A 24,321-nucleotide genomic window follows, 5' to 3' on the forward strand; every position below is an offset into this window, starting at 1 on the left:
GATTTCGCCGCTCCGCCATTATCCGAACCGCTTTTTCCGTTTCTTTTCAGTTTCTTCGTATTTCTGTCGCTTGCCTGTCGAAATAGGCCTCTTATAATGGGCCATGACAATAGCAAAACGAACGATTCCGCCCTTCTCCTTTATCAGCCCCGAGCCTTTCGCTCCGCAGACATTCACGGACCCGAAAGAAGCTGTCGAGGCTTTGACCGCGCTTTACGAACGCAATACGGCGTTCCTCATCAACTCCTTCACCAACCTTGCCAAGGGCGCGCCGATCACCGGCCGCTACCGCGCCTGCTACCCGCAGGTCAGCCTCGAGACCGCCACCTTCGGCCACGTCGATCTGCGGCTTTCCTATGGCCATGTCTCCGCCCCCGGCGTCTACACGACGACGATCACCCGGCCGGAGCTTTTCCGCCATTACCTGAAAGAGCAGCTGGGGCTTCTGATGAAGAACCACAGCGTTCCGGTCACCGTTTCGGAATCGGCCACGCCCATTCCGCTGCATTTCGCCTTTGGCGAAGGCGCCTATGTCGAGGCGGCGGCGGCGTCCTCGCTTTCCGACGTGCCGTTGCGCGATCTTTTCGATACGCCGGACCTCAACAATACCGACGATCTCATCGCCAATGGCGAATATGATCAGGTGCCCGGCGAACCGGCGCCGCTCGCGCCCTTCACGGCGCAGCGCATCGATTATTCGCTGGCCCGCCTCAGCCACTATACGGCGACCAGCGCCAGCCATTTCCAGAACTTCGTGCTGTTCACCAACTACCAGTTCTATATCGACGAATTCGCCGCATGGGCGCGGCAGTTGATGAAGAATGGCGGCGAAGGCTACACCGCCTTCGTGGAGCCGGGCAACATCATCACCCCCGCCGGCTCCGACAAGCCGGAAACGGACTCGGTCCTCGGTCGCCTGCCGCAGATGCCCGCCTATCACCTGAAGAAAAAGGGCCATGCCGGCATCACGCTCGTCAATATCGGCGTCGGCCCCTCGAATGCCAAGACGATTACCGACCACATTGCCGTGCTGCGCCCGCATGCGTGGCTGATGGTCGGCCATTGTGCTGGCCTGCGTAACAGCCAGCGGCTTGGCGATTATGTTCTGGCGCATGCCTATGTGCGCGAGGACCACGTTCTCGACGACGACCTGCCGGTCTGGGTGCCTATCCCGGCGCTGGCCGAAGTGCAGCTGGCGCTGGAAGGCGCTGTCGCGGAAGTCACCGGTTACGAGGGCTTCGAGCTGAAGCGCATCATGCGCACCGGCACCGTCGCCACCATCGACAACCGCAACTGGGAACTTCGCGATCAGGCCGGCCCGGTCAAGCGCCTGTCGCAATCGCGCGCCATCGCGCTCGATATGGAATCGGCCACCATCGCCGCCAACGGTTTCCGCTTCCGCGTGCCCTACGGCACCCTGCTCTGCGTTTCCGACAAGCCGCTGCACGGCGAGTTGAAGCTGCCGGGCATGGCGACGGAGTTCTACCGCACCCAGGTCGCCCAGCATCTGCAGATCGGCATCCGCGCTGTGCAGAAACTGGCCGCCATGCCGACGGAAACCCTACATTCGCGCAAGCTCAGAAGTTTTTACGAAACGGCGTTCCAGTAAGATTGGTCATCGCGCCCTCAAGGTGTTGATGTTTGTTCATACACCTTGAGGCCGTGCGATGCGTGTGACTATCGACCTTGATGACGACTTGATGGCCGAAGCAATGGAAATCACCGGGTTGTCCACCGCCGAGGCGACGGTCGAACGGGCTCTGAGAGAACTTGTTCGGATATACCGGCAGAGACGTGCGCTTGAGGAACTGCGGGGGATTGGCTGGGAAGGTAATCTCGATGAAATCCGAGATGGCTGGGGCAAGGACGACGTCTAGCGGGCACTGACGAAGGCCCGGAAACCTCTCCGACGTCATCCTCGGGCTTGACCCGAGGATCCATTGCCGCGCGTGATGGTGGATCCTCGGGTCAAGCCCGAGGATGACGTCGAGTGTGAGGGATGCTTTAACAGTTCTGCTCACACCGACTGAGTGAAGGCGACGTGTGCCTTTAAACCACCTTCACCGTCCCCTCCACACGCACCGGAAAACTCACCGACCGGGCGATAAAACATTTCTCGTGGGCATCGTGGTGCAATTCATCCGCTCTCGCCGGATCGCCTTTCGAGATGGTGATGACCGGCTTCAGCACCACCTCGCTGAATTGCCCCGCTCCATCCTTTTCCATCACCAGCGTGCCCTCGGCATTGTCGACATAGTCTTCAACGATGATGCCGTTGACGGAGCAGAAATGCAGGTACCAGAGCTTGTGGCAGGCCGAGAGCGAGGCGACCAGTAGGTCTTCCGGGTTCCAGCGGGAGGGGTCGCCGCGGAAGGCGGGATCGGAAGAGCCGGCGATATCCGCTTTTCCTCCGGCCGAAATGACGTGATCGCGTTCATAGTCGCGGTAACCGGAAGTCCCCTTGCCGCGATTGCCCGTCCACTTCACCTGAACGGCGTAATGATGTTCCTGTCCTGCCATGTCATTCCTCCCTTGGAGCGTTTTGTCGCATTTCCGAACGGAAAACCGGAGCCTCCTTTTCCTAGAAATGCTCTTGTGTATCGCGCAGGTGGTCGAGCCCCTTGCGCAGCGTCTCGATGATCTGGTCCACCTCCGAGCGGCTGATCGTCAGGGCCGGCGAGGCCAGCATGCGGTCACCCGTGGCGCGCATGACGAGACCGTTTGCCAGGCAATGATTACGCACCGCAGTGCCGATGTCGTCCGGCTTGGCAAAACGCCTGCGGGTCGCCTTGTCAGCGGTCAGCTGCAGGCCACCCATCAGGCCGACATTCACCGCCTCGCCCACCAGTTCGTGGTCGGTCAGGCTGTTCCAGCCTTGCGAAAAATAAGGGCCGATATCGTCGCGCACCCGCTCCACCAGCCCCTCATCCTCGATGATGCGGAGGTTTTCCAGAGCGGCGGCGGCACAAACGGGGTGGCCGGAATAGGTGAAACCGTGGTTGAAATCACCGACTTCAGTCAGCATCACCTCCGCCACCCGGTCGGAAACGATGACGCCGCCAATCGGCAGGTAACCGGAAGACAGGCCCTTGGCGACGGGCGCAAAATCCGGCTCCACGCCGAAATGCTGGTAACCGAACCACGAGCCGAGACGACCGAAACCGCAGATCACCTCGTCGGACACGAGCAGGATATTGCGCGCCTTGCAGATGCGGGCGATTTCCGGCCAGTAGGTTTCCGGTGGCACGATAACGCCACCCGCGCCCTGAATGGGTTCCGCCACGAACGCGGCGACGTTCTCTTCGCCGAGTTCGTCGATCTTCGCGTCCAGTTCGCGGGCAACCTTCAGGCCGAATTCAGCCGGTGAGAGATCGCCGCCCTCGGCGTACCAATAGGGCTGGCCGATATGGGCGATGCCCTCGATCGGCAGGTTGCCCTGCTCGTGCATCCACTTCATGCCGCCAAGCGAAGCGCCGGCAACCGTCGAGCCGTGATAACCGTTGCGCCTTGCGATCACCTTCGTTTTTGCCGGATGACCGAGCGCCTTCCAATAGACCCGCGCCATGCGGAACCAGGTATCGGTGGCTTCCGAGCCGGAATTGGTGAAGAACACATGGTTCATCTTCGGCCCGGCACGGGAGGCGATCTTCTGCGCCAGAAGTGTCGCAGGCGGTGTCGTGGTGCCAAAAAAGGCGTTGTAATAGGGTAGTTCGTTCATCTGGCGCTGCACGACATCGGCCATCTCGCGGCGTCCATATCCGATGTTCACGCACCAGAGGCCGGCAAAGGCGTCGAGATATTTCTTGCCGGTGCTGTCATAGATGAAGACCCCTTCCGCCCGCTCGATGATGCGGGTTCCGCTAGCGTTCAGCTTGCCCATATCGGAAAAGGGGTGAAGATGATGGGCAGCATCGATGGCGGCCAGATTGGACATCGCCCTGGAGACTTCATTCATGACAGATCGCACTCCCGCAAAAGCAACGGCCCCGGCGGAACCGCACCCAACCGAACATGGCCGGGCGGCCCCGATTTGGCAAGACTGGCGTTTTTAGGGGGAATAACCGCCTGTTGAACGAGCGGGCACTAGGCGAAGAACGCCTGCCCCACCAGCACCTTCAATTCGCCGGCATGAACCTCCAGCGCGACGTCACGTTGCATCGGCAGCAATTCGCCATCGATGACGCAGCGCAGATCATGGCGCTTCTTCGGGAAATGCAGCTCCACATCGGTCACGGTCGTCGCCGTCACCGCGGCGTTTTCCTTGAGCTTGCCGCGCAGAATGTCGAAAGCGAGCCTTGCGACGCCGGAGGGGCGCAGGGGATCGGTGAGGTAAAAACCGAGATGGCCGCCCGAGACATTATCCGCCACCAAAAGCGAATTCCGGCCGAATTCGTTGTTGGAGACGGAAATGGCTGAGACCTTGCGGCGCTGGGTCCTGCCGTTGACCGTATATTCCACTTCGAAGACCGGCGGGTTGAGAATGACGCTGATGGCGGCGCGGACACTCGCCTTGATCTTGCCGATACGGGAAGCGAAAGCGAGATTGTTGCGGTAGCGTACCATGCGCGAATGCAGGCCCGCGGAAAACTGATGCACGAAGAGGCGGCCATTGGCGCTGGCGATATCGACATTGGCGACCTCGCCATTCGCCAGCGTCTCCAATACCAGGTGGATATCGAGCGGCAGTTTCAGCGAGCGGGCAAACAGGTTCATGGTGCCGGCCGGCACGATGCCGAGCGCGATGCCGTGTTTCCAGGCAATGCTGGCAGCCGCCGAAATGGTGCCATCGCCGCCGCCGGCAATGATGCCTTCGATATCAGGCTCCTCGGCGGCATATTGCATTTCCTCGACGATTTCCTTGCCGGAGACGACACGGCAATCGATTGCGTGGCCGGCACGGGAAAACACCGCACGGACATGGTCGCAATAGGCATCCATATCCGTGGTGCGAAAAGTGCCGCCGTCACGATTGAAAACTGCAATGAGCTTCATATTTCCAACCCGTTCCCGCGACGCAGCCGCGCGTAAATGCCTGGGGCCCTATAGAGTTCCGAACACCATCGCGTGAAGATGCACTTTTGCCGAGAATCGCTCTACCGCAACGCATCATTTCATGTTAGGGATCACTTAAGGTCATTTTCATGGCCGCGCATCTCCAGTCAGGGCAGACCGTTCCCATACGGTCTTGCCCTTTTTCTGTGGGGTCCTCCCCCTTTCAGGTCACAATGAGCCAGACGAACATTTCGGAAGCCCGCCTTGACGCGGAGAGTGAAACCATTGTTACGGCCACTCCCGCCGTGGCGTTGACGCCGTTTGCCGTCGCGCTTATCGAACTGGCGCTGGCCGCCGGCGGTTTCGGCATCGGCACCGGCGAATTCGCCATCATGGGCCTGCTGCCGGATGTCGCCACAACCTATGGCGTGACGGTGCCGCAGGCGGGTTACGTCATCACGGCCTATGCGCTCGGTGTCGTCATCGGCGCGCCCATCATCGCGGTGCTCGCTGCGCGCATGACACGGCGCACATTGCTGCTCGGCCTCATGGGGCTTTTTGCGCTCGGCAATATTCTGAGTGCCCTTGCACCGGATTTCCTGAGCTTCACCGTGCTGCGCTTCATCACCGGCCTGCCGCACGGCGCCTATTTCGGCGTTGCGGCGCTGGTGGCGGCCTCCATGGCGCCAATCCATAAACGCGCCCGCGCGGTCGGCCGCGTCATGCTCGGCCTCACCATCGCCACGCTGCTCGGCACCCCGCTTGCAACCTTCTTCGGCCAGATGCTTTCCTGGCGCGCGGCCTTCATGCTGGTCGGCGGCATCGGGCTGTTGACCGTCGCGCTGCTATGGCTGTTCCAGCCGCGTGACAAGGTGGAGGAAGGCGCAAGCGTGTGGCGTGAACTCGGCGCTTTCCGCCGCGTGCAGGTGTGGCTGACGCTCGCCATCGCGTCGGTCGGTTTCGGCGGCATGTTCTCGGTTTTCAGCTATATCGCCAAGACCACCACCGATGTCGCGATGATGCCGGTTTCCACCGTCTCCATGGTGCTGGCACTGTTCGGCATCGGCATGAATGTCGGAAATGTCGTCGGCTCGCGGCTCGCCGATATCTCGCTCAATGGCACGATTGGCGGCATGCTGGCCTTCAACGTCATCGTCATGGCTGTGTTCGGCATGACGGCGCACGACCCGTTCATGCTCTGCCTCTGCGTCTTCCTGATCGGTTGCGGTTTCGCCGCCTGCCCCGCCGTGCAGACGCGGCTGATGGATGTCGCAGCGGATGCGCAGACGCTTGCCGCTGCCTCCAACCACTCCGCCTTCAACATTGCCAACGCGCTTGGCGCATGGCTCGGCGGCATGGTCATCGCCATGGGCTTCGGTTACGCTTCCACCGGTTATGTCGGTGCGGTTCTTTCCCTTCTCGGGCTAGGCGTTTTCCTTGTTTCCGTCACCGTCGAGAGGCGCGCAAAAGCCGGCTGAATGCCGGTTTTTCAGCGGCTGGAATGCCCTTTCCGGCACCGGCCTGAAACCTTACGGAAATTTCACAATTGCCTCGCTTGACTCTTTTTCGTTTCAGGCGCAACACGACGCTACGCACAGGCCGTGACCCGGCACGGCGCGGATTTCAACGGAGCATCATTTGATGTCTAGCGACAGTAGTAGTCGATTGCCTTTGCCGAAAGCGGCGAACGGGAACTGATCCGACCCCTGTCGGCTCACCACCGCGTTCGCCGTAATCGGCGAATCGACGGAAAGGTGAGCAATCATGAACTTCCACACCCTCTCCCAGAGAGCCAGCAAGGCCGCACGTCTTCTCCGCAGCGGAAATGCCGGTTCCACGACAATTGCAGAACGCGTCGAGCACCTCAACACGCTTGATACCGATGCTGCCGTAACTGCCCTGCTCGCCATGCCGCAGGCAAAGGCCGTCGCCATTCTCGACCGGCCGGAGCTGCATGACGCAGCCACGATCATTGCCGGCATTCCGCTTGAACAGGCCGCCCGTTTCGTCAACCTGATGTCTGACGACCGCGTGGCCGACGTCATGGCGGAAATGGAAGAAGAGCCCCGCGCAAAGCTGTTTTCCCGGCTGGACCGCACGACCGCGCTCTCCATCAAACATCTGATGGGTTATCCGCCGCGCACCGCCGGCTCGATCATGACCACGGAATTCGTCAGCGTGCCTGATAACTGGACGGTGGAACAGACCCTTTCGCACATCCGCGTCGTCGAGCGGTCGCGTGAAACGGTCTATGCCATCTATGTGCTGGCACAGGACGGAACGCTGACAACCGTCGTGACGCTGCGTCGCCTGCTGACCGGCGAAGCCGGCGCTTCCATTCTCTCCGTCGCATCGAAGGAAGGCATCGTCTGTGCCAGCCCCTTGATGTCGCAGGAGGATGTCGCCCGGCTGATCCGCAAGCACGACCTTCTGGCGCTTCCCGTCGTTGACGACCACTCGCACATTCTCGGCATCGTCACCGTGGACGACGTGATCGACACCATGATCGCAGACACCACGGAAGACGCCCACAAGTTCGGTGGTATGGAAGCGCTCGGCAAGCCCTATATGGCAATGGGCTTTCCGGACATGATCCGCAAGCGCGCAGGCTGGCTGGCTGCCCTGTTCCTGGGTGAAATGCTGACGGCAAGCGCCATGCAGCATTTTGAAGGCGAGCTGGAAAAAGCCGTCGTGCTGACGCTGTTCATTCCGCTCATCATGTCGTCGGGCGGTAACTCCGGTTCGCAGGCCACCTCGCTCATCATCCGGGCGCTGGCGCTTGGCGAGTTGAAGCTTTCGGACTGGTGGCGGGTGCTGCTGCGGGAAATCCCGACGGGTCTGACGCTCGGCTGCATCCTGGGCGCCATCGGCTTCCTGCGTCTGACGATCTGGCAGCAGGCAGGCTTCTACGATTACGGTGACCACTGGCTGCTGGTGGGCGCTACCGTCTTTGCTGCACTCGTCGGCATCGTCACCTTCGGCTCGCTGGCCGGCTCCATGCTGCCGTTCCTGCTGCAGCGCCTGCGGCTGGATCCCGCCAGCGCATCGGCACCGTTCGTCGCCACGCTGGTGGATGTCAGCGGCCTCGTCATCTACTTCTCGGTGGCGTTGGTCATCCTCAGCGGCACATTGCTCTGAAACGAAAAAGGCCCGCTCGAAAGAGCGGGCCTTTTCATTTGCGGAGTGTCCCTGGAGGGCAAGCCTGTCAGCCGCCGGCGCTGATGACGCCTGTTCCGAGAAGTCCCAAAAGAATGACGCCGATGACCACGCGGTACCAGACGAAGGGCATGTAGCTCTTGGTCGATACCAGCTTGAGGAAGACGACGATCACGGCATAACCGACGACGAAGGCGATCAGCGTCGCAAGCCCCGTCTGGCCCCAGCCAACAGGGTTTTCCTCGCCGATGCTTTTGAACAGCTGGTAGAAACCGGAACCGAAGACGGCGGGAACGGCGAGCAGGAAGGAATACCGTGCGGCGGCCTCGCGGGTGTAGCCTAAAAGCAGGCCGGCGCTGATGGTGCCGCCCGAGCGCGATACGCCGGGGATCAGCGCCATCGCCTGCGCGAAACCGAACAGGATGCCGTCACGCCAGATCAACTGGTTCAGCTTGTAGCGCTTCTTGCCGATCCTGTCGGCAACACCAAGCACGATGCCGAAGACGATCAACATCACGGCGGTGATGTAGAGGTTGCGCAGCGAATGCTCGATGGCATCCTTGAAGAACAGGCCGAGCAGCACGATCGGCACCGAGCCGACGATGATCAGCCAGCCGAGCCGCGCATCGGACTTGTCATAGGGGCCGAGACGAAGGTTCTGCCGCAGCCAGGCGGCAGCAATCCGCATGATATCGGACCAGAAATAGACCAGAACAGCCATTTCCGTACCGATCTGCGTAATCGCGGTGAAGGCAGCGCCCGGATCCGCACCGGAGGGCAGAAACTCCCCGGCTATCCTCAGATGCGCGCTTGAAGAAACCGGAAGAAATTCCGTAAGTCCTTGCAAAAGGCCGAGAAATCCGGCCTCCAACCAACCGATGCTCATGTGTTTTGATGTCCCTGCTGCGAATCAAGTTCGCAGCATTATGCATCAAACGGGGCAAATCCGTGTTGCGCCGCACCATGAAAAAGGAACGCGGCAGGGCGTGGTTTTACCCGTGATTTTTCAGGCTGCCTTCTCCGCAGCCTCTGGAAGCTGGGTGTATTTCGCGCCGTTCTTGCAGACGACATGGGCATCGCCCCAGCTTTTCAGCGCCGAAATCACCGGCTTCATGGTCTCGCCGAGCGGCGTCAGCGCGTAGTCCACACGCGGCGGCACCACCGGGAAAACGGTGCGCGAAATCAGGCCCGCCTCTTCCAGTTCCCGCAGCTGCTTGGTCAGCATGCGCTGGGTGACACTGGGAATATGACGGCGCAGCTCGTTGAAGCGCAGGGTGCCCTCATTAATGAGATGATAGAGGATCACGCCCTTCCATTTGCCGTCGAGGAAACTCAAGGCGGACTCCACCGGGCAGCCGGGAAAGTTGCCGGTAAGCTTGGCGCGCGGTCGCGACATCACAGTATCCTTTTTGTATGTATCATCACAAAATGTGCATTCTTGCGATCGGTGTTCATATGTATCAAGTAAGAGGCACGCAAACAAGCAAAGGAGACTTTTCATGCGCGCCATCGGTTACAAGACGAGCCAGCCCATCACCGCGAAGGATGCCCTTATCGACATCGACCTGCCGCAGCCGGAAGCCACGGGACACGACATTCTGGTGGAGGTGAAGGCCGTTTCGGTCAATCCTGTCGACACCAAGGTTCGCCGCAACCAGGCGCCGGAAAGCGGTGCTGTCCGCGTGCTGGGCTTCGATGCCGCCGGTGTGGTGAAGGCTGTCGGCGAAAAGGTCTCGCTGTTCAAACCCGGCGACGAGGTGTTTTATGCTGGCGTCATCAACCGCCCCGGCTCCAACAGCGAGTTCCATCTGGTTGAGGAGCGCATCGTCGGCGCAAAGCCGAAGTCGTTGAATTTCGAGGAAGCCGCAGCGCTACCGCTGACCGCGATCACCGCTTACGAGACGCTGTTCGACCGGCTGCGGGTGAAGGAACCGGTTCCGGGTGCGGCAAATGCCGTTCTGGTGATCGGTGGCGCTGGCGGCGTCGGCTCGATCGCCATCCAGCTTCTGAGAGCGCTGACGGACCTCACCGTCATAGCCACGGCTTCGCGACCGGAAACGATGCAATGGGTGAAGGATCTTGGCGCGCATCATGTCGTGGATCACAGCAAGCCGATTGCCCCGCAGGTGGAGGCGCTTGGCCTCGGTGCGCCGGGCTTCGTGTTCTCCACCACCCATAGCGACATCCACGCCGCCGACAGCGTGGCAGCGATTGCGCCGCAGGGCCGTTTCGCGCTGATCGACGATCCGGCCGGCGGTTTCGACGTCATGGCGTTCAAGCGCAAATGCATTTCGATCCATTGGGAAATGATGTTCGCCCGCGCTGTCTTCCAGACACCTGACATGATCGAACAGCACAGGCTGCTCAATCACGTTGCGGAACTGGTCGACGCCGGCAAGATCAAAACGACGCTGACGGAGGTTTTCGGCACCATCAATGCCACAAATCTCATCAAGGCTCACGCCCTGATCGAAAGCAATACGGCCAAGGGCAAGATCGTGCTTTCGGGCTTCTGATCGATACGTGACACGAGGTGCGCGCCTGAAAGGGCGCGCGCCTTCTCTATCAGTCGTCTTCCGGATCTTCCGGGCACGGCCATGCGGCGGGCGTGGTCAGGCCGCTCGGCAATTTCGTCTTGGCGTCACCGCAGGCGATATCGATCTGCTTCTGCTCAAGGCCGGTGGCGGCGGAAAGATCGACCCCCTCTATCCGGGTCAGTAGCAGGAAGGCATTGGCGAAATCCACCGGACCGCCAAAATTTGCACCTGCAAAACTGGCACGCGACAGGTTGGTCAGGGAAAATTTCGAACCGGATAGGCTGGCATCGTGAAAATCGGCGCGCCCGAGTTCGGCCTTGGTAAAATCCGCGCCGTCGAGCTTGGCCTTGGTGAAATTGGTCCGCTGCATTTCCGCATTGTTGAATTTGGCACTGGTGGCGTCGGCGGCGGTAAAGTCGCTGCGATAGGCTTCCACCTTGGTCAGATTGGCGCCCTGCAGGTTCGCCTCTCCCAACGCGGCGCGGATGAGTTTCGCCTTTTCGAGATTGGCGCCCTTAAATGACGAGCCGCGCAAATCGGTATAGGTGAAATCCGTGCCGTAAAGCATCGCCGCATCGAGATTGCTGCCACCCAGCATCAGAAGGCGCTTGTTGCATTCGCGCCAGTCTATGCCGGCCATGGCGTCGGCGCGGCAGCTGGCGGCCATCAGAGGACCGCCACTGAGTGACGCGGCAACCACCACACCTGCTGCCAAACCGGCGACGAACCTTGTATTCCGCACGATATTCAGCCTTTGAAAGCCGGACATTCTTTCACTCCCGCCGCCGGGCCACGGCCCAGACGCAACATATGCACATTCAAGGCGTTACCGCATCCCTGACCCACAATCCATGGGCCACGCGACGGTACAACACCCCAACATCCTATATGTAAGAAATCGAAGGGCAATCCACAAATACTGGGGGGAAAGAGGCTTTCGACGCCTCTCCTCCGTCATGACGGCATTGAGCAGGCATCCAGCCATGGCGTGTCCGCGCCGTGAAAGAGCCTTTGGCGATCAAACACCACGCGACGTCATCCTCGGGCTTGTCCCGAGGATCCAACCACGTCTCGTAAAATCAATCGATTGCAGATGCCCGGGACAAGCCCGAGCATGACGAAGGTTGTCGGCGGGCCGGCACCAATATTACATATTGGCGTAGACCGGCCCCTCACCACCCCTGCGGCGGCACCCAGTTGATGTTCTGGTTGGGGTCCTTGATATCGCAGGTCTTGCAATGCACGCAGTTCTGGGCGTTGATGACGTAAGTTTCCTTGCCGTCCTTCTCCACCCACTCATAAACACCGGCGGGACAATAACGCGTCGAAGGGCCGGCATAGATGTCGTGTTCGGAACGCTTCTGCAACTCCATATCCTTCACCTGAAGATGCACCGGCTGGTCCTCTTCATGGTTGGTGGAGGAGAGGAACACCGATGACAGCCGGTCGAAGGTCAGAACGCCATCCGGTTTCGGATAGGCGATCGGCTTGTGCTTCGAGGCCGGTTCCAGGCTCTGTGCATCCGTCTTGCCGTGCTTCAGCGTGCCGAAGAAGGAGAAACCGAACAGCTGGTTGGTCCACATGTCGAGACCGCCAAGGCCGACGCCGACCAGTGTGCCGAACTTCGACCACAGCGGTTTGACGTTGCGCACCCGCTTCAGGTCCTTGCCGATATCGCCGTCGCGCCATTCGGCCTCGATCTCCGCCACCTCGTCATGGGCGCGGCCGGCGGCAATCGCCACGGCGATTTTCTCCGCTGCCAGCATGCCCGAGAGCACCGCATTGTGGCTGCCCTTGATGCGCGGCACGTTGACGAAACCAGCCGAACAGCCGATCAACGCGCCGCCAGGGAAAGTCAGCTTCGGCACCGACTGGTAACCGCCTTCGGTAATCGCGCGCGCGCCATAGGAGATGCGCTTGCCGCCCTCGAAGGTATCGCGGATGGCCGGATGCGTCTTGAAGCGCTGGAATTCCTCGAAAGGATAAAGATAGGGGTTCTTGTAATTGAGATGCACCACGAAGCCGACGGCGACGAGATTGTCTTCCAGATGATACAGGAACGAACCGCCGCCGGTCTTGAAACCGAGCGGCCAGCCGAAGGAGTGCTGCACGAGGCCCTGTTTGTGGTGTTCCGGCTTGACCTGCCAGAGTTCCTTGATGCCGATGCCGAATTTCTGCGGCTCGCGATCCTTCGACAGGTCGAATTTGGCGATCAGCTGCTTGGCAAGCGAACCGCGCACGCCCTCTCCAACAAGCACATATTTGCCGTGCAGCTCCATACCGCGGGTGAAGGCGGGGCCAGGTTCGCCGTTCTTCTCGATGCCCATGTCGCCGGTGGCGACGCCGATGACAGCGCCTTCGTCGTTATAAAGCACTTCGGTGGCGGCAAAGCCCGGATAGATCTCGACGCCGAGCGCTTCCGCCTTTTCCGCCAGCCAGCGACAGACCAGCCCAAGCGAGACGATGTAATTGCCGTGATTGTTCATGAGCGGCGGCATCATGAAATTCGGCAGACGGATGGAGCCAGCCGGGCCCAGGAACATGAACTGGTCGTCCGTGACCTCGGTCTTGAAGGGATGCCCCTCCTCTTCGCGCCAACCGGGCAGAAGCCGGTCGATGCCGATGGGATCGACCACGGCGCCCGAGAGGATATGCGCGCCGACTTCGGCGCCCTTTTCCAGAACGACGACCGAAAGCTCCGACTCGACCTGCTTCAGACGGATCGCGGCCGCAAGGCCCGCAGGACCCGCACCAACGATCACAACGTCGAATTCCATCGCTTCGCGTTCCGGCAGTTCCATCGCTTCCGTCATCTTGTCCTCTCACCTCGCCGGTCCCATCCGGCTGTTGTTATATTCGCTTCCCGGCATTCGCACCGCATTGCCTACACAGGCCGAAAAGCCCGTCTGCACCAACACATTCGCCCTAGCCTGTCTTCGCAAAGCACGACGCCTTTGTCGAGCTTCCATAGCGGCAAAACATGTCGCACGCCAGTCTATTGTCAGACAACCTGACGACTATTTTATTACTTTTACGTGCACGTAAGGTTCAGAATAGGAGCAGCTGATATGGGCGTCAAGGGTAATTGGCCTTGGTGGCGAGGCGGTAATAAGCACGGCACATGACACAGGCACACCATTTCTACAGGCGAGTTAAACGTCTGAAACTGCACAATCGTTCAAGACGAGAATGGTCGAAATCCCTAGGCTTGTTCAGTCAAAAAGGAGCAAGACAGAGTGAAAACCACACACCAGTCCATCAAGTTCTCGGAAAAGATCGCAAAGATCGCCGATCTCTGGCAGCCGCGGGTTATCGCGGAAATGAACGACTACCAGTTCAAGGTGGTCCGTATCGAAGGGGATTTCGTTTGGCATGATCACCCCGATACGGATGAGACGTTCATCGTTCTCCAGGGCCAGCTACGCATCGATTTTCGCGACGGAGCGGTTTCGATCGGCCCCGGCGAGATGTTCGTTGTTGGCAAGGGGGTCGAGCATAAGCCCTTTGCGGAGAAGGAGGTCCATCTTCTGTTGATCGAGCCGCGCGGCGTCCTCAACACTGGAAAGGCTGGCGGTGACCGCACAGCCCAGAATGATATCTGGATCTGAAGCGCCCCTCAGATCGCCCATTCCTCATCCGTGGTGAACACAATCGTCAGCCAGCGGTCGGAGCTTTCGCCGCCGAGCGCATTGCCGATCTCGTCGCGGATGGCGTCCCATTCCTCCAGACGCCGGGGTGGCCAGTTTTTCGGCACGATGAAGAACAGTTCGATCTGCCGGCCGCGCCCTACCCTCGCCACGTAGGAATAATGCGAGGAGAAGCCGAATTTTTCGATGGTTTCTCCCGCCACCCTGTCCACATGCTGTTTGAACTCCAGCGGCGTGACCATAAGTATGTCCGCAAGCGCCTGTTTCACATTGCCGAGCGGCATGGGAATGATGATAAGGCAGACCAGCGCCAGCACGGCGGGGTCGATATAGGGGGCGATCCACGCATGGGTCGTTCCCGTGAGCCCGTAACCGATGGAGAAGGCGGCAAACAGTGCCACGCTCAACAGCGCGCTCATCAGCCAGCTTTTGGCGTCCAGCGCCACGAAGGCGGATTTCAGCTTGCGGTTTTGCCCTCTGACGAACCACGCCATGGCGAGTGAGACGGCAAAACTGACGAAGGTGACGATGACGGCGTAATCGAACTCGATCGATCTGCCGCCATCCATCAGGCTGTCGACGGCATTGATCAGGGCATAGATCGCAGCCCCCATCAAGAGCGTGCCGTTAAGGCCGAGCACCATCGGTTCCAGATGCCAGAAGCCCATGGTGAAACGCTCCGCCAGCCGGCCACCGGGCCTGGGCGCGGCGGAGGCGGCGATCAACCGTGCTACCAAGAGCGCCAGCACCGTCATGAAAGCGTCGGTCAGGGCATAAACGCCATCGAACACCACCGCGAAGGAACCGGAGAACAAGCCCGCACCAATGCCGAACACGGCCAGAAGAACCGTGATGGCGATGGAGAATTTAAGTAGAGATTGTTCCGTCATGACGCGTATTTCACCTTCAAAAGCGGGCGCCGCCTTCCTATAAACAGCACAGATGGAGCGGGATAGCGAAAAATCTATACGATTTTCGCCCGAAAACCCGCTCTCATTCGTTGATCTGGTGCAAACAGGACAGGACAAAACCCATGGATCTCGGCATTTCCGGCAAACGCGCTCTCGTTCTCGCCTCCTCTCGCGGCCTTGGGCTGGGCATTGCGACGGCGCTGGCGAAGGAAGGCGCACATGTCCTTCTCGTCGGCAGAAGCGGCGAAAAGCTGGATGCGAACTGCAAGGCGATCAACGCGCTCGGCAAAGGCAAGGCCGACTGGGTGTGGGGCGACCTTGCCGAGGACAATTTCGTCGAGGCCATGGTTCAGGCCGTGAACGACAAGCTCGGCGGCATCGATATTCTCGTCAACAACACCGGTGGCCCGACACCGGGTACCGCGCAGGAGATCACCGCCGAGAAACTGGAGGGCTTCTTCCAGTCGATGGTGCTGCGGGTCATCACGCTCACCAATGCGCTGCTGCCGCAGATGAAGGAACAGGGCTTTGGCCGCATCCTGACCGTCGCCTCCTCCGGCGTGTTCGAACCCATCCCCAATCTGGCGCTTTCCAACACGCTGCGCGGCGCACTTGTCGGCTGGAGCAAGACATTGTCGAGTGAAGTGGCCGCCTTTGGCGTCACCTCCAACCTTCTCCTGCCCGGCCGCATCCATACCGACCGTATCGACGAGCTGGATAGCGCCAACGCCAAGCGTCAGGGCAAAAGCATCGAGGAAATCCGCGAGGCCTCCGTCAAGAGCATTCCGGCCGGCCGCCTCGGCTCGGTGGAGGAATTCGCCGCCGCCGGCGCCTTCCTTTGCTCCGTGCCGGCCAGCTACATCACCGGCACGATGCTCAGGGTAGATGGCGGCGCGGCGAAATCGAACTGACGTTAAAAAGAGTTAAGGCCGGTCAAGAAGCCGCTCCGTAAATCACGAAGCGGTTTCGGCCCGTATTTTTGGCTTCATAGAGCGCGGTGTCGGCTCGGCGCAGCACCTCGCTGGCGCTCTCGCCGGGATTGGCAAACGCAATGCCCGCCGAGCAGCTATAGCGGAAATCCGGCACCTCGCTCAGCGGCGATGCCGTGGTCAACGACGACAGCAGTTGCTGCATGACGCTTTCCGCGCTCAGCATTCGCGAACCGCTGAGAACAAGCAGAAATTCCTCACCGCCGATCCGGCCGATCAGATCGTCGCGGCCGACAGCGGCGCAGAGACGTCCGGCGAAATCCTTCAGGACCAGATCGCCGCTCGCATGTCCGAAGCGGTCGTTGACCAACTTGAAGTGATCGATATCCATGATGATCACCGCCAATGCCTGGGCCTTGTTGGGGCCAAGCATCTGGTTGAGAATTTCCATGGCGTAACGGCGGTTGCCAAGGCCCGTGAGTTCGTCGCTCAAGGCCGATTTCAATGCCTTGTCGCGCTCCTGCCTGAGATCACGCAATTCGACACCGAGTTCGGAGACATCGGTAATGACGCACAACATCCAGCCGCCCGGCAGGGTCGTTTCCGTCGTCAGTATCCAGCGCCCGTCATTGAGGCTGGTCTCGATGGTACGGAAGGGTAATTTGCCGCGTCGTGTTTTTGCAGAGCGTAACCACAGTTCGAAATCGGAGGTTTCAATGGCGGTGCCGGTGGAACTGCGATAACCGCCGCGCATCAGCTCCATCCAGCTCGGGAAATCGTCCGGCCCTATGCCGAGCGCCTCGCGGAACGCCGTATTGGCGAAGCGCAGCTCATCACCACCGTCGAAAAGGGCATAACCCTGCTGCGACGCCTCCATCAGATCCATGAGGTGGTGGTTGAAACTTTCCGCGTCGCCGCGCACGAGAACCGCCCGCTCGGGTGGCGCTTCTTCGAGGGCGGAACGGGCCGGCTTGTGGGACATCGAGGCTTCCGTTTACAAACGCAACAACATAAAGCAAAATCTATTCATCAAGGATATATTTCGGATTTATACTCGGCTTGTGCGAAAAAATATTTAATGCACGCATCAAGGACCGGCCCCTCCTCGGCAATTACTTCATGCAAATGTCACAATAAACGCGTAGGCGGCGCTTGCCATTCCGGCGGGCTTATGCAATCAACCGCCCTCCTCTGACATCGGGACGCCAAAGGCGTCCTTTATTTTCACGTCGGGCCACCTCTCAGGCCGGGCGAGCATTTCTATCGGCGACAAGGATATGGCGATGACGCAAAAGCGTGCACTGGGCCTCGATTTCGGCACGACCAACACGGTCATGGCTCTTTCCGACGGTAGCGGCGAAAGCCGTTCCATGCAGTTTACCAGCAGCGCGGGCACGGATGACAGCATGCGCACCGCGCTCTCCTTCATGAAGGATTCGGGCCTCGGCGCTGCCGCCCTGCATGTGGAAGCGGGCCATGCCGCCATCCGCCAATTCATCGACAATGCGGGCGATTGCCGTTTTCTGCAGTCGATCAAGACGTTTGCGGCCTCGCCGCTGTTTCAGGGCACGCTGATCTTCGCCAAGCGCCAGAGCTTCGAAGACCTGATGGACGTGTTCCTGCGCAAGCTGAAAACCTATGCGGGCGCGGAATGGCCGAGCGACGTTTCGACCGTCATCGCCGGCCGGCCTGTGCGTTTCGCCGGCAGCAATCCGAACGAAACCCTTGCGCTTGCCCGTTATAACGAAGCGCTGACCCGCGCTGGTTTTCCTGATATCCACTATGTCTACGAGCCGGTAGCGGCCGCCTATTATTTCGCCCAGAGCCTGAAAAAGGACGCCAATGTGCTGGTGGCGGATTTCGGCGGCGGCACCACCGACTATTCGCTGATCCGTTTCGAGACCCATGCCGGCAAGCTTTCCGCCACCCCTATCGGTCACTCCGGTGTGGGCGTGGCAGGCGACCATTTCGACTTCCGCATGATCGACAATCTGGTCTCGCCAGAAATCGGCAAGGGCAGCAAGTTCAAGAGTTTCGACAAGGTGCTGGACGTTCCTTCCGGCTATTACGTGAATTTCGGCCGCTGGAACCAGCTATCGATCTTCAAGACCTCGAAGGAATTCACCGATCTGAAATCGCTGGTGCGCTCGGCGCTCGAGCCGGACAAACTCGAACTCTTCATCGATCTGGTGGAGCACGACGAGGGTTACCCGCTCTATCAGTCGATTTCCGCCACCAAGATGGCGTTGTCCTCGGCCGAAGAAGCGGAATTCAACTTCGCGCCGCTCGGCAAGGCCGGCCGCAAGATGGTCAAGCGCAGCGATTTCAACAACTGGATCGCCGACGACCTCGCCAAGATCGAAGGCGCGCTGGACGAGGTTCTGGAAAAGACGCAAGTCGCACCCGAAGCAATCGACAAGGTGTTCCTGACCGGCGGCACCTCCTTCGTGCCGGCGGTGCGCGAGCTTTTCACCCGCCGTTTCGACGCGGACCGGATCGAAACCGGCGGCGAGTTGCTCTCGATTGCCCATGGTCTCGCCATGATTGGCGAAAGCGGCGACATTCAGCGCTGGACAGCGTGATTTACGGGTTCCCCGGGCGGGGAACATGGGATAATTTCCCCCCATGATCGCCGCTCACGACCTTTCCCCGGCCGAACTCGCCGCGCTTCTGCATTTCCATGCGGATGCGGGCGTGGACTGGTTGCTGGAAGATGGGCCGGTTGACCGTTTTGCCGAATTTGCCGCCGCCCGCGCTGCCCGTCCGGCAGCGCGACAGGAAAAATTCCGCACCCGCACGCCAGATGGACGGCGGAACAGAGCGTCGTGCCGATGCTCCTCAGCGGCAGCCTGCAGGTCGTACCGCCCCGACGAGAGGCGCGCCGCCCGCTCCCGCAGTTCAGCCAAATGTCGCCATGCCGGACGAACAGGCCGTGGCAGCCGCACGTTTTGCGGCGGAAAGCGCAAGGTCGCTTTCCGAACTGAAAACCGCGCTTGAGGGTTTCAGCGGCTGCAACCTCAAGAACAGCGCCCGCAACACGGTTTTCACCGAGGGCGATCCCGCTTCCGCCGTCATGGTCATCGGCCCCATGCCGGATGCGGATGATGACCGCGAGGGCCTGCTTTTTGCCGGCAAGACCGGGCTTCTGCTCGACCGCATGCTGGCCGCAATCGGCCTTGAGCGCTCCGGCATCATGCTCGGCAATGTCGTGCCCTGGCGGCCACCGGGCAACCGCCCGCCGACGCAGGCCGAAATGGATATTTGCCGCCCCTTCATCGAGCGCCAGATCGCCCTTGCGGAGCCGAAACACCTGTTGCTTCTTGGCAACTTGACCGCACGTTTCTTTTTTGGCGGTACGGGAACGATCCATACGCTGCGCGGACAGTGGCGTGATGTCGCAGCCGGACACCTGGTTTTACCGGCGCTGGCCAGCCTGCATCCGCAGGAACTTCTAAACGCTCCTGCCAGCAAGTCATTGGCATGGCAGGATTTATTGGCGTTTCAGGCTAAAATCTCCGAAGGCTGATTGCCTGATTCTTACTCAACGTAAACGAAGTATGAAAAAAGCCATGCGCATTACGCATAACAGCGACGCGCTGGCCCGGCTTGCCGAATCCATGCTGCACTGCGATAAGGCGAACGTGTCTTGGGAGGAATTCGGTTTAAGGAACCAAGGCAATGACCACTCGCTTCCGTCCGGTACATTCCGGCTTTGAAACGCTCCGACTGGCGGGCCTCGGCCCACGCTCCAGTCAGGGTTACCATCGTTTCGGCGCTGCCGCTAACGAACAGATGACCGCACGTGCTGCCATGCAGCAGGTTCGCGTCACACGTCCTGCAGCTGTCTTCGCGGATTTCCGCGAGCGCTGAGAGCACTCAGACAGGTTTAAAGCCTGTCCACATCTATGATTGCGCGCTGGCGTCTTTCTTCGGGAGGGCGCCTTTTGCTTTTGCGGGACTGGGCGCCGACACGACAGCGGCTTTGGCCGAAGATGCCGTACGGCTTGTGACATCAGGCACATTGGGTGCATCACCCCTGCGGCGTCGAGGCCTTGCGCGCCGCGCGTCTCGCCAGCCCCAATTGATGCTCGCGGAAAATGATGAAGATGCCCGCAAAAATCACGATTGCCGTGCCGATCAGCATGGTGAGCGTGGGAATGTCTCCGAACAGGATGTAGGAGACCGCGATCCCGAACACGATGGAGCTGTATTCGAAAGGCGCGATGGTGGAGACCTCCGCATGGCGATAGCTCTCCGTCAGGAAGATCTGCGCGACACCGCCGCAAATGCCGCTGGTGATCAGCAGCATGGCCTGTTTCGCATCCAGGGCGCTCCAGCCGAAAGGCACGCTGACCAGCGACAGCAATGTGGCGGTGAGCGAGAAATAAAGCACGATGGTCGGCGTCTTTTCCGTGTCCACCAGTTGCCGCACCTGGATCATTGCAAGACCGCCGAGCGCTGCACCACAGAGCACGGCAATAGCGCCCAGCCCCTCGCCCGCGGCAAAACCGCCTTCGCGCAACAGCGTCATCTTCGGCCACAGGATCACCAGCACGCCCATCATGCCGACGAAAACCGCGCTCCAGCGGTAGATGCGCACCTTCTCGCGCAGGATGAAGGCCGCAAACACGACGGCGAGTAGCGGCGAGGCGTAACCGATGGCGATGAATTCCGGCAGCGGCAGCAAAGTCAGGCCATAAAACCCGCAGGCCATGGAGAGAATGCCAAGAAAACCGCGCTTGAAATGGCCGAAGAGATTGTTGGTGTGCAGCGCGCTTGTCAGCGCATGCAGCCAGGCAAGATAAATGACAATGGGGATGATGGCGAAAGCGGAGCGGAAGAAGGTGATCTGGCCCGCCGGCACATCGGGACCGGAGGCCTTGATACAGGTCTGCATCACCAGAAAAAAGCCGACCGAAATCAGCTTCAGGCTTATCCCCCGAAAGGGATTTGTCGGTTCGGCGTTCATCGGCAGTTACTCATATCGGCTGCGCAAACACGCCATCGGGTAATTTTTCACGGGGGAAGGACGACGCAAGGGGGATTGGACTTTTGCAAGGCTAGAACAATTACCCCGACGCTTGCATCAAAAATTATTATTCACCCATGAATTCGGTTGATCTAATTGTGGAGGGGGATTGTTTTCCTCGGCTTGAGACCTCCTCACATCCGTCACGCCAGCCTTGAGCCGCAATGACGGAAGCAGAAGTGTCTGGGCATGCAAAGCATAGTCGGCTAAAACCGGCGCGCTAAAATTTGAAGAAAATAAAATACAATTTCAGCAATCGTTCAACATTTGCTGGCATGGTCCGCAGGTCCGGCGGCGGGGGGATCGTCTGCAGGGCCGGAGAAGCCTTCCATGGCGGGACAGAACGTCCTCCGACGCGCACATGAATGTGACGAATACTGCACCTATTTTACATCCGGGCCTTATGACGACATGATGCCCGGAGAACAACGACAAAGTTATTCAGGAACAGTCATGCGAACAGACACGGGCCAGATCGTTCACCTGGCAGATTACCGCCCCACCGATTTCGTTCTGGAGCGGGTGGATCTCACCTTCGAACTCGACCCCAAGAATACCAAGGTCGAAGCCCGTCTGATCTTTCATCGCCGAGAGGGCGCCGACGTGGCAGCGCCGCTCGTTCTCGATGGCGACGAACTGAAGCTTTCGGGCCTGCTGCTCGATCAGGTGGATGTCCCCGCGAGCCAATATGACGCGACGCCGGATAGCCTGACCATCCGCGATCTGCCGGCAGAAGCTCCCTTCGAGATCTGTATCACCAATTACATCAATCCGCAGGTCAATACGCAGCTGATGGGGCTTTACCGCACCAACGGCGTCTATTGCACCCAATGCGAGGCGGAAGGTTTCCGCCGCATCACCTATTTCCCGGATCGGCCGGATGTTCTGGCGCCCTATACGGTGACGATCATCGCCGCCAAGGAAGGCAATCCTCTGTTGCTCTCAAACGGCAACTTTCTGGGTGGCGGCAATTATGATGAAGGCCGGCACTTCGCTGCCTGGTTCGATCCGCATCCGAAACCCAGCTATCTCTTCGCGCTCGTCGCCGGCGATCTTGGCGTGGTGGAAGATACCTTCACCACCATGTCCGGCCGCGAGGTGGCGCTGAAGATTTATGTCGAGCACGGCAAGGAGCCGCGCGCGGCCTATGCCATGGACGCGCTGAAACGTTCGATGAAATGGGACGAGGAGCGTTTCGGCCGCGAATACGATCTCGATATCTTCATGATCGTCGCCGTGTCCGATTTCAACATGGGCGCGATGGAGAACAAGGGTCTCAACGTCTTCAACGACAAATTCGTGCTGGCCGACCCGGAAACCGCATCCGATGCTGACTATGCCAATATCGAGCGCATTATCGCGCATGAATATTTCCACAACTGGACGGGTAACCGCATCACCTGCCGCGACTGGTTCCAGCTCTGCCTGAAGGAAGGCCTGACGGTCTATCGTGACCAGGAATTTTCCGCCGACATGCGCTCGCGCCCGGTCAAGCGCATCGCCGATGTGCGCCACCTGAAATCGGAGCAGTTCCCGGAGGATTCCGGTCCGCTGGCACACCCGCCGCGTCCCGATACCTATCGCGAAATCAACAACTTCTACACGACGACCGTCTATGAAAAGGGCGCCGAAGTCACCCGCATGATCGCCACGATCCTTGGGGAAGACGACTTCAAGAAAGGCATGGACCTTTATTTCGAACGCCATGACGGCGAAGCGGCAACCGTCGAGGATTTCGTCAAGAGTTTTGCCGATGCCAGCGGTCGCGACCTCACCCAGTTTTCGCTGTGGTACACCGAGGCCGGAACGCCGCTCGTCTCTGTCTCGTCCGCTTACGACGCCGCCAACGCCACCTTCAGGCTGACGCTGGAACAGACGGTTGCCCCCACCCCCGGCCAGCCGGTGAAACATCCCCGCCATATCCCGCTGTCGCTGGCGCTTATCCTCGATAACGGCCAGATCGCCGAACCGCAGGCTGTCGAAGGCGGCGAATACCGCAACGGCGTGCTGCACCTGACCGAACGTAACCAGACATTCTCCTTCTCCGGCATTTCCTCGCGGCCGGTGCTGTCGATCAACCGCAGCTTCTCGGCCCCGATCAACCTGCATTTCGAACAGACTGCCGCCGATCTGGTACAGATCGCCCGGCACGAGACGGATATGTTCGCCCGTTTCCAGGCGCTCACCGATCTCGCTTTGCCGGCGCTGATTGCCGCCACCAAGGCCGTGCAGAACGGCAAAGAGGTGCGCACGGATGCGGACCTCACCGCAACGCTGATCGAAATCGCCGGCAATGCGGCGGTCGAACCCGCTTTCCGCGCGCAGGCGCTGGCGTTGCCAAGCGAAACGGACATTGCCCGTGAACTGGGCGGCGGCTACGATCCCGAAGCCATCTACAAGGCGCGCAACGCCACGATAAAGGCCATTGCGACTGCCGGGCTTGAAACCTTCCGGCAACTTGCCGACTGCGCGGGTAACGGCGAGGCCTACAGCCCCGATGCTGACAGTGCCGGGCGCCGCTCGCTGCGCAACGGTGCGCTCAACTATCTCGCCTTTGCTGAGGGAACGCCGGCGCGGGCGGCAAAGGCCTATGCCGATGCCAGCAACATGACAGACCTTGCGCACTCACTTAGCGTCCTGACTCAGCGCTTCCCCGACAGCGTGGAAACCAAAGAGGCGCTTGCCGCCTTCGAGGCGCGCTTTGCCGATAATGCGCTCGTTCTCGACAAGTGGTTCTCGCTGCAGGCCGCCATTCCCGGCGACGGCGCGCTGGATCGCATCAAGGCGCTGATGAAATCGAAACATTTCATCGCCACCAATCCGAACCGGGTCCGGTCGCTGGTGGGCACGCTCGCCTTCTCCAATCCCACCGGTTTCCACCGTGCCGATGGGGCCGCCTACCGGTTCCTGGCGGAGCAGATCATCGCCATCGACAAGCGCAATCCGCAGCTTGCCGCCCGCATTCTCACCTCCATGCGCTCCTGGCGCTCGCTTGAGGCGAGCCGCGCCGAACACGCCAAGGCCGCACTTTCGTCGATTGCCGAAGCAAAAGGCCTTTCGACGGATGTGAGCGACATCGTCGGGCGTATCCTGAAGGGATGATACCCGGCGACATCAGCT

Annotated in this window: 19 protein-coding genes and 2 pseudogenes; 11 read left to right on the top strand and 10 right to left on the bottom strand. The window is 60.1% G+C overall.

Features of this window, described 5'->3' with window-relative positions; translation table 11 throughout:
• The first annotated feature begins 103 nt into the window (after positions 1 to 103).
• Together amn and RBH10_RS17840 are read left to right on the top strand one after the other, a co-directional pair.
• A complete protein-coding gene (gene amn, locus RBH10_RS17835) occupies positions 104 to 1,609 on the top strand; it encodes an AMP nucleosidase (RefSeq protein WP_306180744.1) in 1,506 nt (501 codons plus the stop codon).
• Between the two features lie 58 nt (positions 1,610 to 1,667).
• On the top strand, positions 1,668 to 1,877 hold the full coding sequence (locus tag RBH10_RS17840) for a type II toxin-antitoxin system VapB family antitoxin (RefSeq protein ID WP_281036298.1): 210 nt from the start codon (positions 1,668 to 1,670) through the stop codon (positions 1,875 to 1,877).
• Between the two features lie 172 nt (positions 1,878 to 2,049).
• Here RBH10_RS17840 and RBH10_RS17845 read toward each other — a convergent pair whose 3' ends face one another.
• From RBH10_RS17845 to RBH10_RS17855, 3 genes are all read right to left on the bottom strand, one after another.
• Positions 2,050 to 2,520: an OsmC family protein gene (locus RBH10_RS17845; protein WP_281036297.1), complete on the bottom strand. Its 471-nt coding sequence runs from the start codon at positions 2,518 to 2,520 to the stop codon at positions 2,050 to 2,052.
• Positions 2,521 to 2,581: 61 nt separating this feature from the next.
• The gene (locus RBH10_RS17850; protein ID WP_281036296.1) at positions 2,582 to 3,955 is read right to left on the bottom strand and encodes an aspartate aminotransferase family protein; all 1,374 of its coding nucleotides are present in this window, start codon (positions 3,953 to 3,955) and stop codon (positions 2,582 to 2,584) included.
• Between the two features lie 128 nt (positions 3,956 to 4,083).
• A complete protein-coding gene (locus tag RBH10_RS17855; protein WP_045022531.1) occupies positions 4,084 to 4,992 on the bottom strand; it encodes a diacylglycerol kinase family protein in 909 nt (302 codons plus the stop codon).
• A 233-nt stretch (positions 4,993 to 5,225) separates the two neighbouring features.
• Between RBH10_RS17855 and RBH10_RS17860 the strand changes: the two genes are divergently transcribed.
• Both RBH10_RS17860 and mgtE read left to right on the top strand, forming a co-directional pair.
• Positions 5,226 to 6,470: an MFS transporter gene (locus tag RBH10_RS17860; RefSeq protein ID WP_281036295.1), complete on the top strand. Its 1,245-nt coding sequence runs from the start codon at positions 5,226 to 5,228 to the stop codon at positions 6,468 to 6,470.
• Positions 6,471 to 6,756: 286 nt separating this feature from the next.
• Entirely contained in the window at positions 6,757 to 8,130 is a 1,374-nt protein-coding gene (gene mgtE, locus RBH10_RS17865; protein ID WP_281036294.1) for a magnesium transporter, read from the top strand.
• 67 nt (positions 8,131 to 8,197) lie between these two features.
• Here the strand turns inward: mgtE and RBH10_RS17870 are convergent, their stop codons facing one another.
• Both RBH10_RS17870 and RBH10_RS17875 read right to left on the bottom strand, forming a co-directional pair.
• Positions 8,198 to 9,034: an undecaprenyl-diphosphate phosphatase gene (locus RBH10_RS17870; RefSeq protein WP_281036293.1), complete on the bottom strand. Its 837-nt coding sequence runs from the start codon at positions 9,032 to 9,034 to the stop codon at positions 8,198 to 8,200.
• 120 nt (positions 9,035 to 9,154) lie between these two features.
• Positions 9,155 to 9,544: a helix-turn-helix domain-containing protein gene (locus RBH10_RS17875; protein ID WP_045022523.1), complete on the bottom strand. Its 390-nt coding sequence runs from the start codon at positions 9,542 to 9,544 to the stop codon at positions 9,155 to 9,157.
• 103 nt (positions 9,545 to 9,647) lie between these two features.
• Between RBH10_RS17875 and RBH10_RS17880 the strand changes: the two genes are divergently transcribed.
• Positions 9,648 to 10,664, top strand: coding sequence for a zinc-binding alcohol dehydrogenase family protein (locus RBH10_RS17880; RefSeq protein ID WP_281036292.1), 1,017 nt, complete (start codon positions 9,648 to 9,650; stop codon positions 10,662 to 10,664).
• Positions 10,665 to 10,713: 49 nt separating this feature from the next.
• On the opposite strand, the gene RBH10_RS17885 is transcribed toward RBH10_RS17880, so the two are convergent.
• The gene (locus RBH10_RS17885) at positions 10,714 to 11,454 is read right to left on the bottom strand and encodes a pentapeptide repeat-containing protein (protein WP_281036291.1); all 741 of its coding nucleotides are present in this window, start codon (positions 11,452 to 11,454) and stop codon (positions 10,714 to 10,716) included.
• A 378-nt stretch (positions 11,455 to 11,832) separates the two neighbouring features.
• Positions 11,833 to 13,498: pseudogene (locus RBH10_RS17890) on the bottom strand (electron transfer flavoprotein-ubiquinone oxidoreductase).
• 423 nt (positions 13,499 to 13,921) lie between these two features.
• Here RBH10_RS17890 and RBH10_RS17895 point away from each other — a divergent pair.
• Complete coding sequence (locus tag RBH10_RS17895) at positions 13,922 to 14,293, top strand: cupin domain-containing protein (protein ID WP_281036289.1); 372 nt, start codon at positions 13,922 to 13,924, stop codon at positions 14,291 to 14,293.
• A gap of 8 nt (positions 14,294 to 14,301) precedes the next feature.
• On the opposite strand, the gene RBH10_RS17900 is transcribed toward RBH10_RS17895, so the two are convergent.
• On the bottom strand, positions 14,302 to 15,222 hold the full coding sequence (locus tag RBH10_RS17900) for a cation diffusion facilitator family transporter (protein WP_281036288.1): 921 nt from the start codon (positions 15,220 to 15,222) through the stop codon (positions 14,302 to 14,304).
• A gap of 143 nt (positions 15,223 to 15,365) precedes the next feature.
• Here RBH10_RS17900 and RBH10_RS17905 point away from each other — a divergent pair, with 143 nt between their 5' ends.
• Complete coding sequence (locus RBH10_RS17905; protein ID WP_281036287.1) at positions 15,366 to 16,154, top strand: SDR family oxidoreductase; 789 nt, start codon at positions 15,366 to 15,368, stop codon at positions 16,152 to 16,154.
• 22 nt (positions 16,155 to 16,176) lie between these two features.
• Here the strand turns inward: RBH10_RS17905 and RBH10_RS17910 are convergent, their stop codons facing one another.
• Positions 16,177 to 17,154 carry a diguanylate cyclase gene (locus RBH10_RS17910; protein WP_281036286.1) on the bottom strand — a complete coding sequence of 326 codons (978 nt, stop codon included), beginning with the start codon at positions 17,152 to 17,154 and terminating at the stop codon, positions 16,177 to 16,179.
• A 301-nt stretch (positions 17,155 to 17,455) separates the two neighbouring features.
• Between RBH10_RS17910 and RBH10_RS17915 the strand changes: the two genes are divergently transcribed.
• The 3 genes and pseudogenes from RBH10_RS17915 (at position 17,456) to RBH10_RS17925 (ending at position 20,042) form a co-directional block, all read left to right on the top strand.
• Positions 17,456 to 18,754, top strand: coding sequence for an Hsp70 family protein (locus RBH10_RS17915; protein ID WP_281036285.1), 1,299 nt, complete (start codon positions 17,456 to 17,458; stop codon positions 18,752 to 18,754).
• Positions 18,755 to 18,797: 43 nt separating this feature from the next.
• Positions 18,798 to 19,698 (top strand): annotated as a pseudogene (locus RBH10_RS17920) (uracil-DNA glycosylase family protein).
• Between the two features lie 152 nt (positions 19,699 to 19,850).
• Positions 19,851 to 20,042 (top strand): hypothetical protein, encoded by a 192-nt coding sequence (locus tag RBH10_RS17925; RefSeq protein ID WP_003497027.1) that lies wholly within the window; start codon positions 19,851 to 19,853, stop codon positions 20,040 to 20,042.
• Positions 20,043 to 20,202: 160 nt separating this feature from the next.
• Here RBH10_RS17925 and RBH10_RS17930 read toward each other — a convergent pair whose 3' ends face one another.
• Complete coding sequence (locus RBH10_RS17930; RefSeq protein WP_045022511.1) at positions 20,203 to 21,141, bottom strand: DMT family transporter; 939 nt, start codon at positions 21,139 to 21,141, stop codon at positions 20,203 to 20,205.
• 513 nt (positions 21,142 to 21,654) lie between these two features.
• Between RBH10_RS17930 and pepN the strand changes: the two genes are divergently transcribed.
• Positions 21,655 to 24,303: an aminopeptidase N gene (gene pepN, locus RBH10_RS17935; protein ID WP_281036283.1), complete on the top strand. Its 2,649-nt coding sequence runs from the start codon at positions 21,655 to 21,657 to the stop codon at positions 24,301 to 24,303.
• Positions 24,304 to 24,321 lie beyond the last annotated feature (18 nt).

The sequence above is a fragment of the Rhizobium sp. AN73 genome (assembly GCF_030757975.1).
Lineage (GTDB): Bacteria > Pseudomonadota > Alphaproteobacteria > Rhizobiales > Rhizobiaceae > Agrobacterium > Agrobacterium arsenijevicii.

Excerpts from the sequence above, each read along its gene's own strand:
- pepN (WP_281036283.1), top strand. The coding sequence starts at position 21,655 with ATGCGAACAGACACGGGCCAGATCGTTCACCTGGCAGATTACCGCCCC.
- RBH10_RS17915 (WP_281036285.1), top strand. The coding sequence starts at position 17,456 with ATGACGCAAAAGCGTGCACTGGGCCTCGATTTCGGCACGACCAACACG.
- RBH10_RS17885 (WP_281036291.1), bottom strand. The coding sequence starts at position 11,454 with ATGTCCGGCTTTCAAAGGCTGAATATCGTGCGGAATACAAGGTTCGTC.
- RBH10_RS17840 (WP_281036298.1), top strand. The coding sequence starts at position 1,668 with ATGCGTGTGACTATCGACCTTGATGACGACTTGATGGCCGAAGCAATG.
- RBH10_RS17850 (WP_281036296.1), bottom strand. The coding sequence starts at position 3,955 with ATGAATGAAGTCTCCAGGGCGATGTCCAATCTGGCCGCCATCGATGCT.
- amn (WP_306180744.1), top strand. The coding sequence starts at position 104 with ATGACAATAGCAAAACGAACGATTCCGCCCTTCTCCTTTATCAGCCCC.
- mgtE (WP_281036294.1), top strand. The coding sequence starts at position 6,757 with ATGAACTTCCACACCCTCTCCCAGAGAGCCAGCAAGGCCGCACGTCTT.
- RBH10_RS17900 (WP_281036288.1), bottom strand. The coding sequence starts at position 15,222 with ATGACGGAACAATCTCTACTTAAATTCTCCATCGCCATCACGGTTCTT.
- RBH10_RS17845 (WP_281036297.1), bottom strand. The coding sequence starts at position 2,520 with ATGGCAGGACAGGAACATCATTACGCCGTTCAGGTGAAGTGGACGGGC.
- RBH10_RS17930 (WP_045022511.1), bottom strand. The coding sequence starts at position 21,141 with ATGAACGCCGAACCGACAAATCCCTTTCGGGGGATAAGCCTGAAGCTG.
- RBH10_RS17860 (WP_281036295.1), top strand. The coding sequence starts at position 5,226 with ATGAGCCAGACGAACATTTCGGAAGCCCGCCTTGACGCGGAGAGTGAA.
- RBH10_RS17875 (WP_045022523.1), bottom strand. The coding sequence starts at position 9,544 with ATGTCGCGACCGCGCGCCAAGCTTACCGGCAACTTTCCCGGCTGCCCG.
- RBH10_RS17925 (WP_003497027.1), top strand. The coding sequence starts at position 19,851 with ATGACCACTCGCTTCCGTCCGGTACATTCCGGCTTTGAAACGCTCCGA.
- RBH10_RS17905 (WP_281036287.1), top strand. The coding sequence starts at position 15,366 with ATGGATCTCGGCATTTCCGGCAAACGCGCTCTCGTTCTCGCCTCCTCT.
- RBH10_RS17880 (WP_281036292.1), top strand. The coding sequence starts at position 9,648 with ATGCGCGCCATCGGTTACAAGACGAGCCAGCCCATCACCGCGAAGGAT.
- RBH10_RS17855 (WP_045022531.1), bottom strand. The coding sequence starts at position 4,992 with ATGAAGCTCATTGCAGTTTTCAATCGTGACGGCGGCACTTTTCGCACC.
- RBH10_RS17870 (WP_281036293.1), bottom strand. The coding sequence starts at position 9,034 with ATGAGCATCGGTTGGTTGGAGGCCGGATTTCTCGGCCTTTTGCAAGGA.
- RBH10_RS17910 (WP_281036286.1), bottom strand. The coding sequence starts at position 17,154 with ATGTCCCACAAGCCGGCCCGTTCCGCCCTCGAAGAAGCGCCACCCGAG.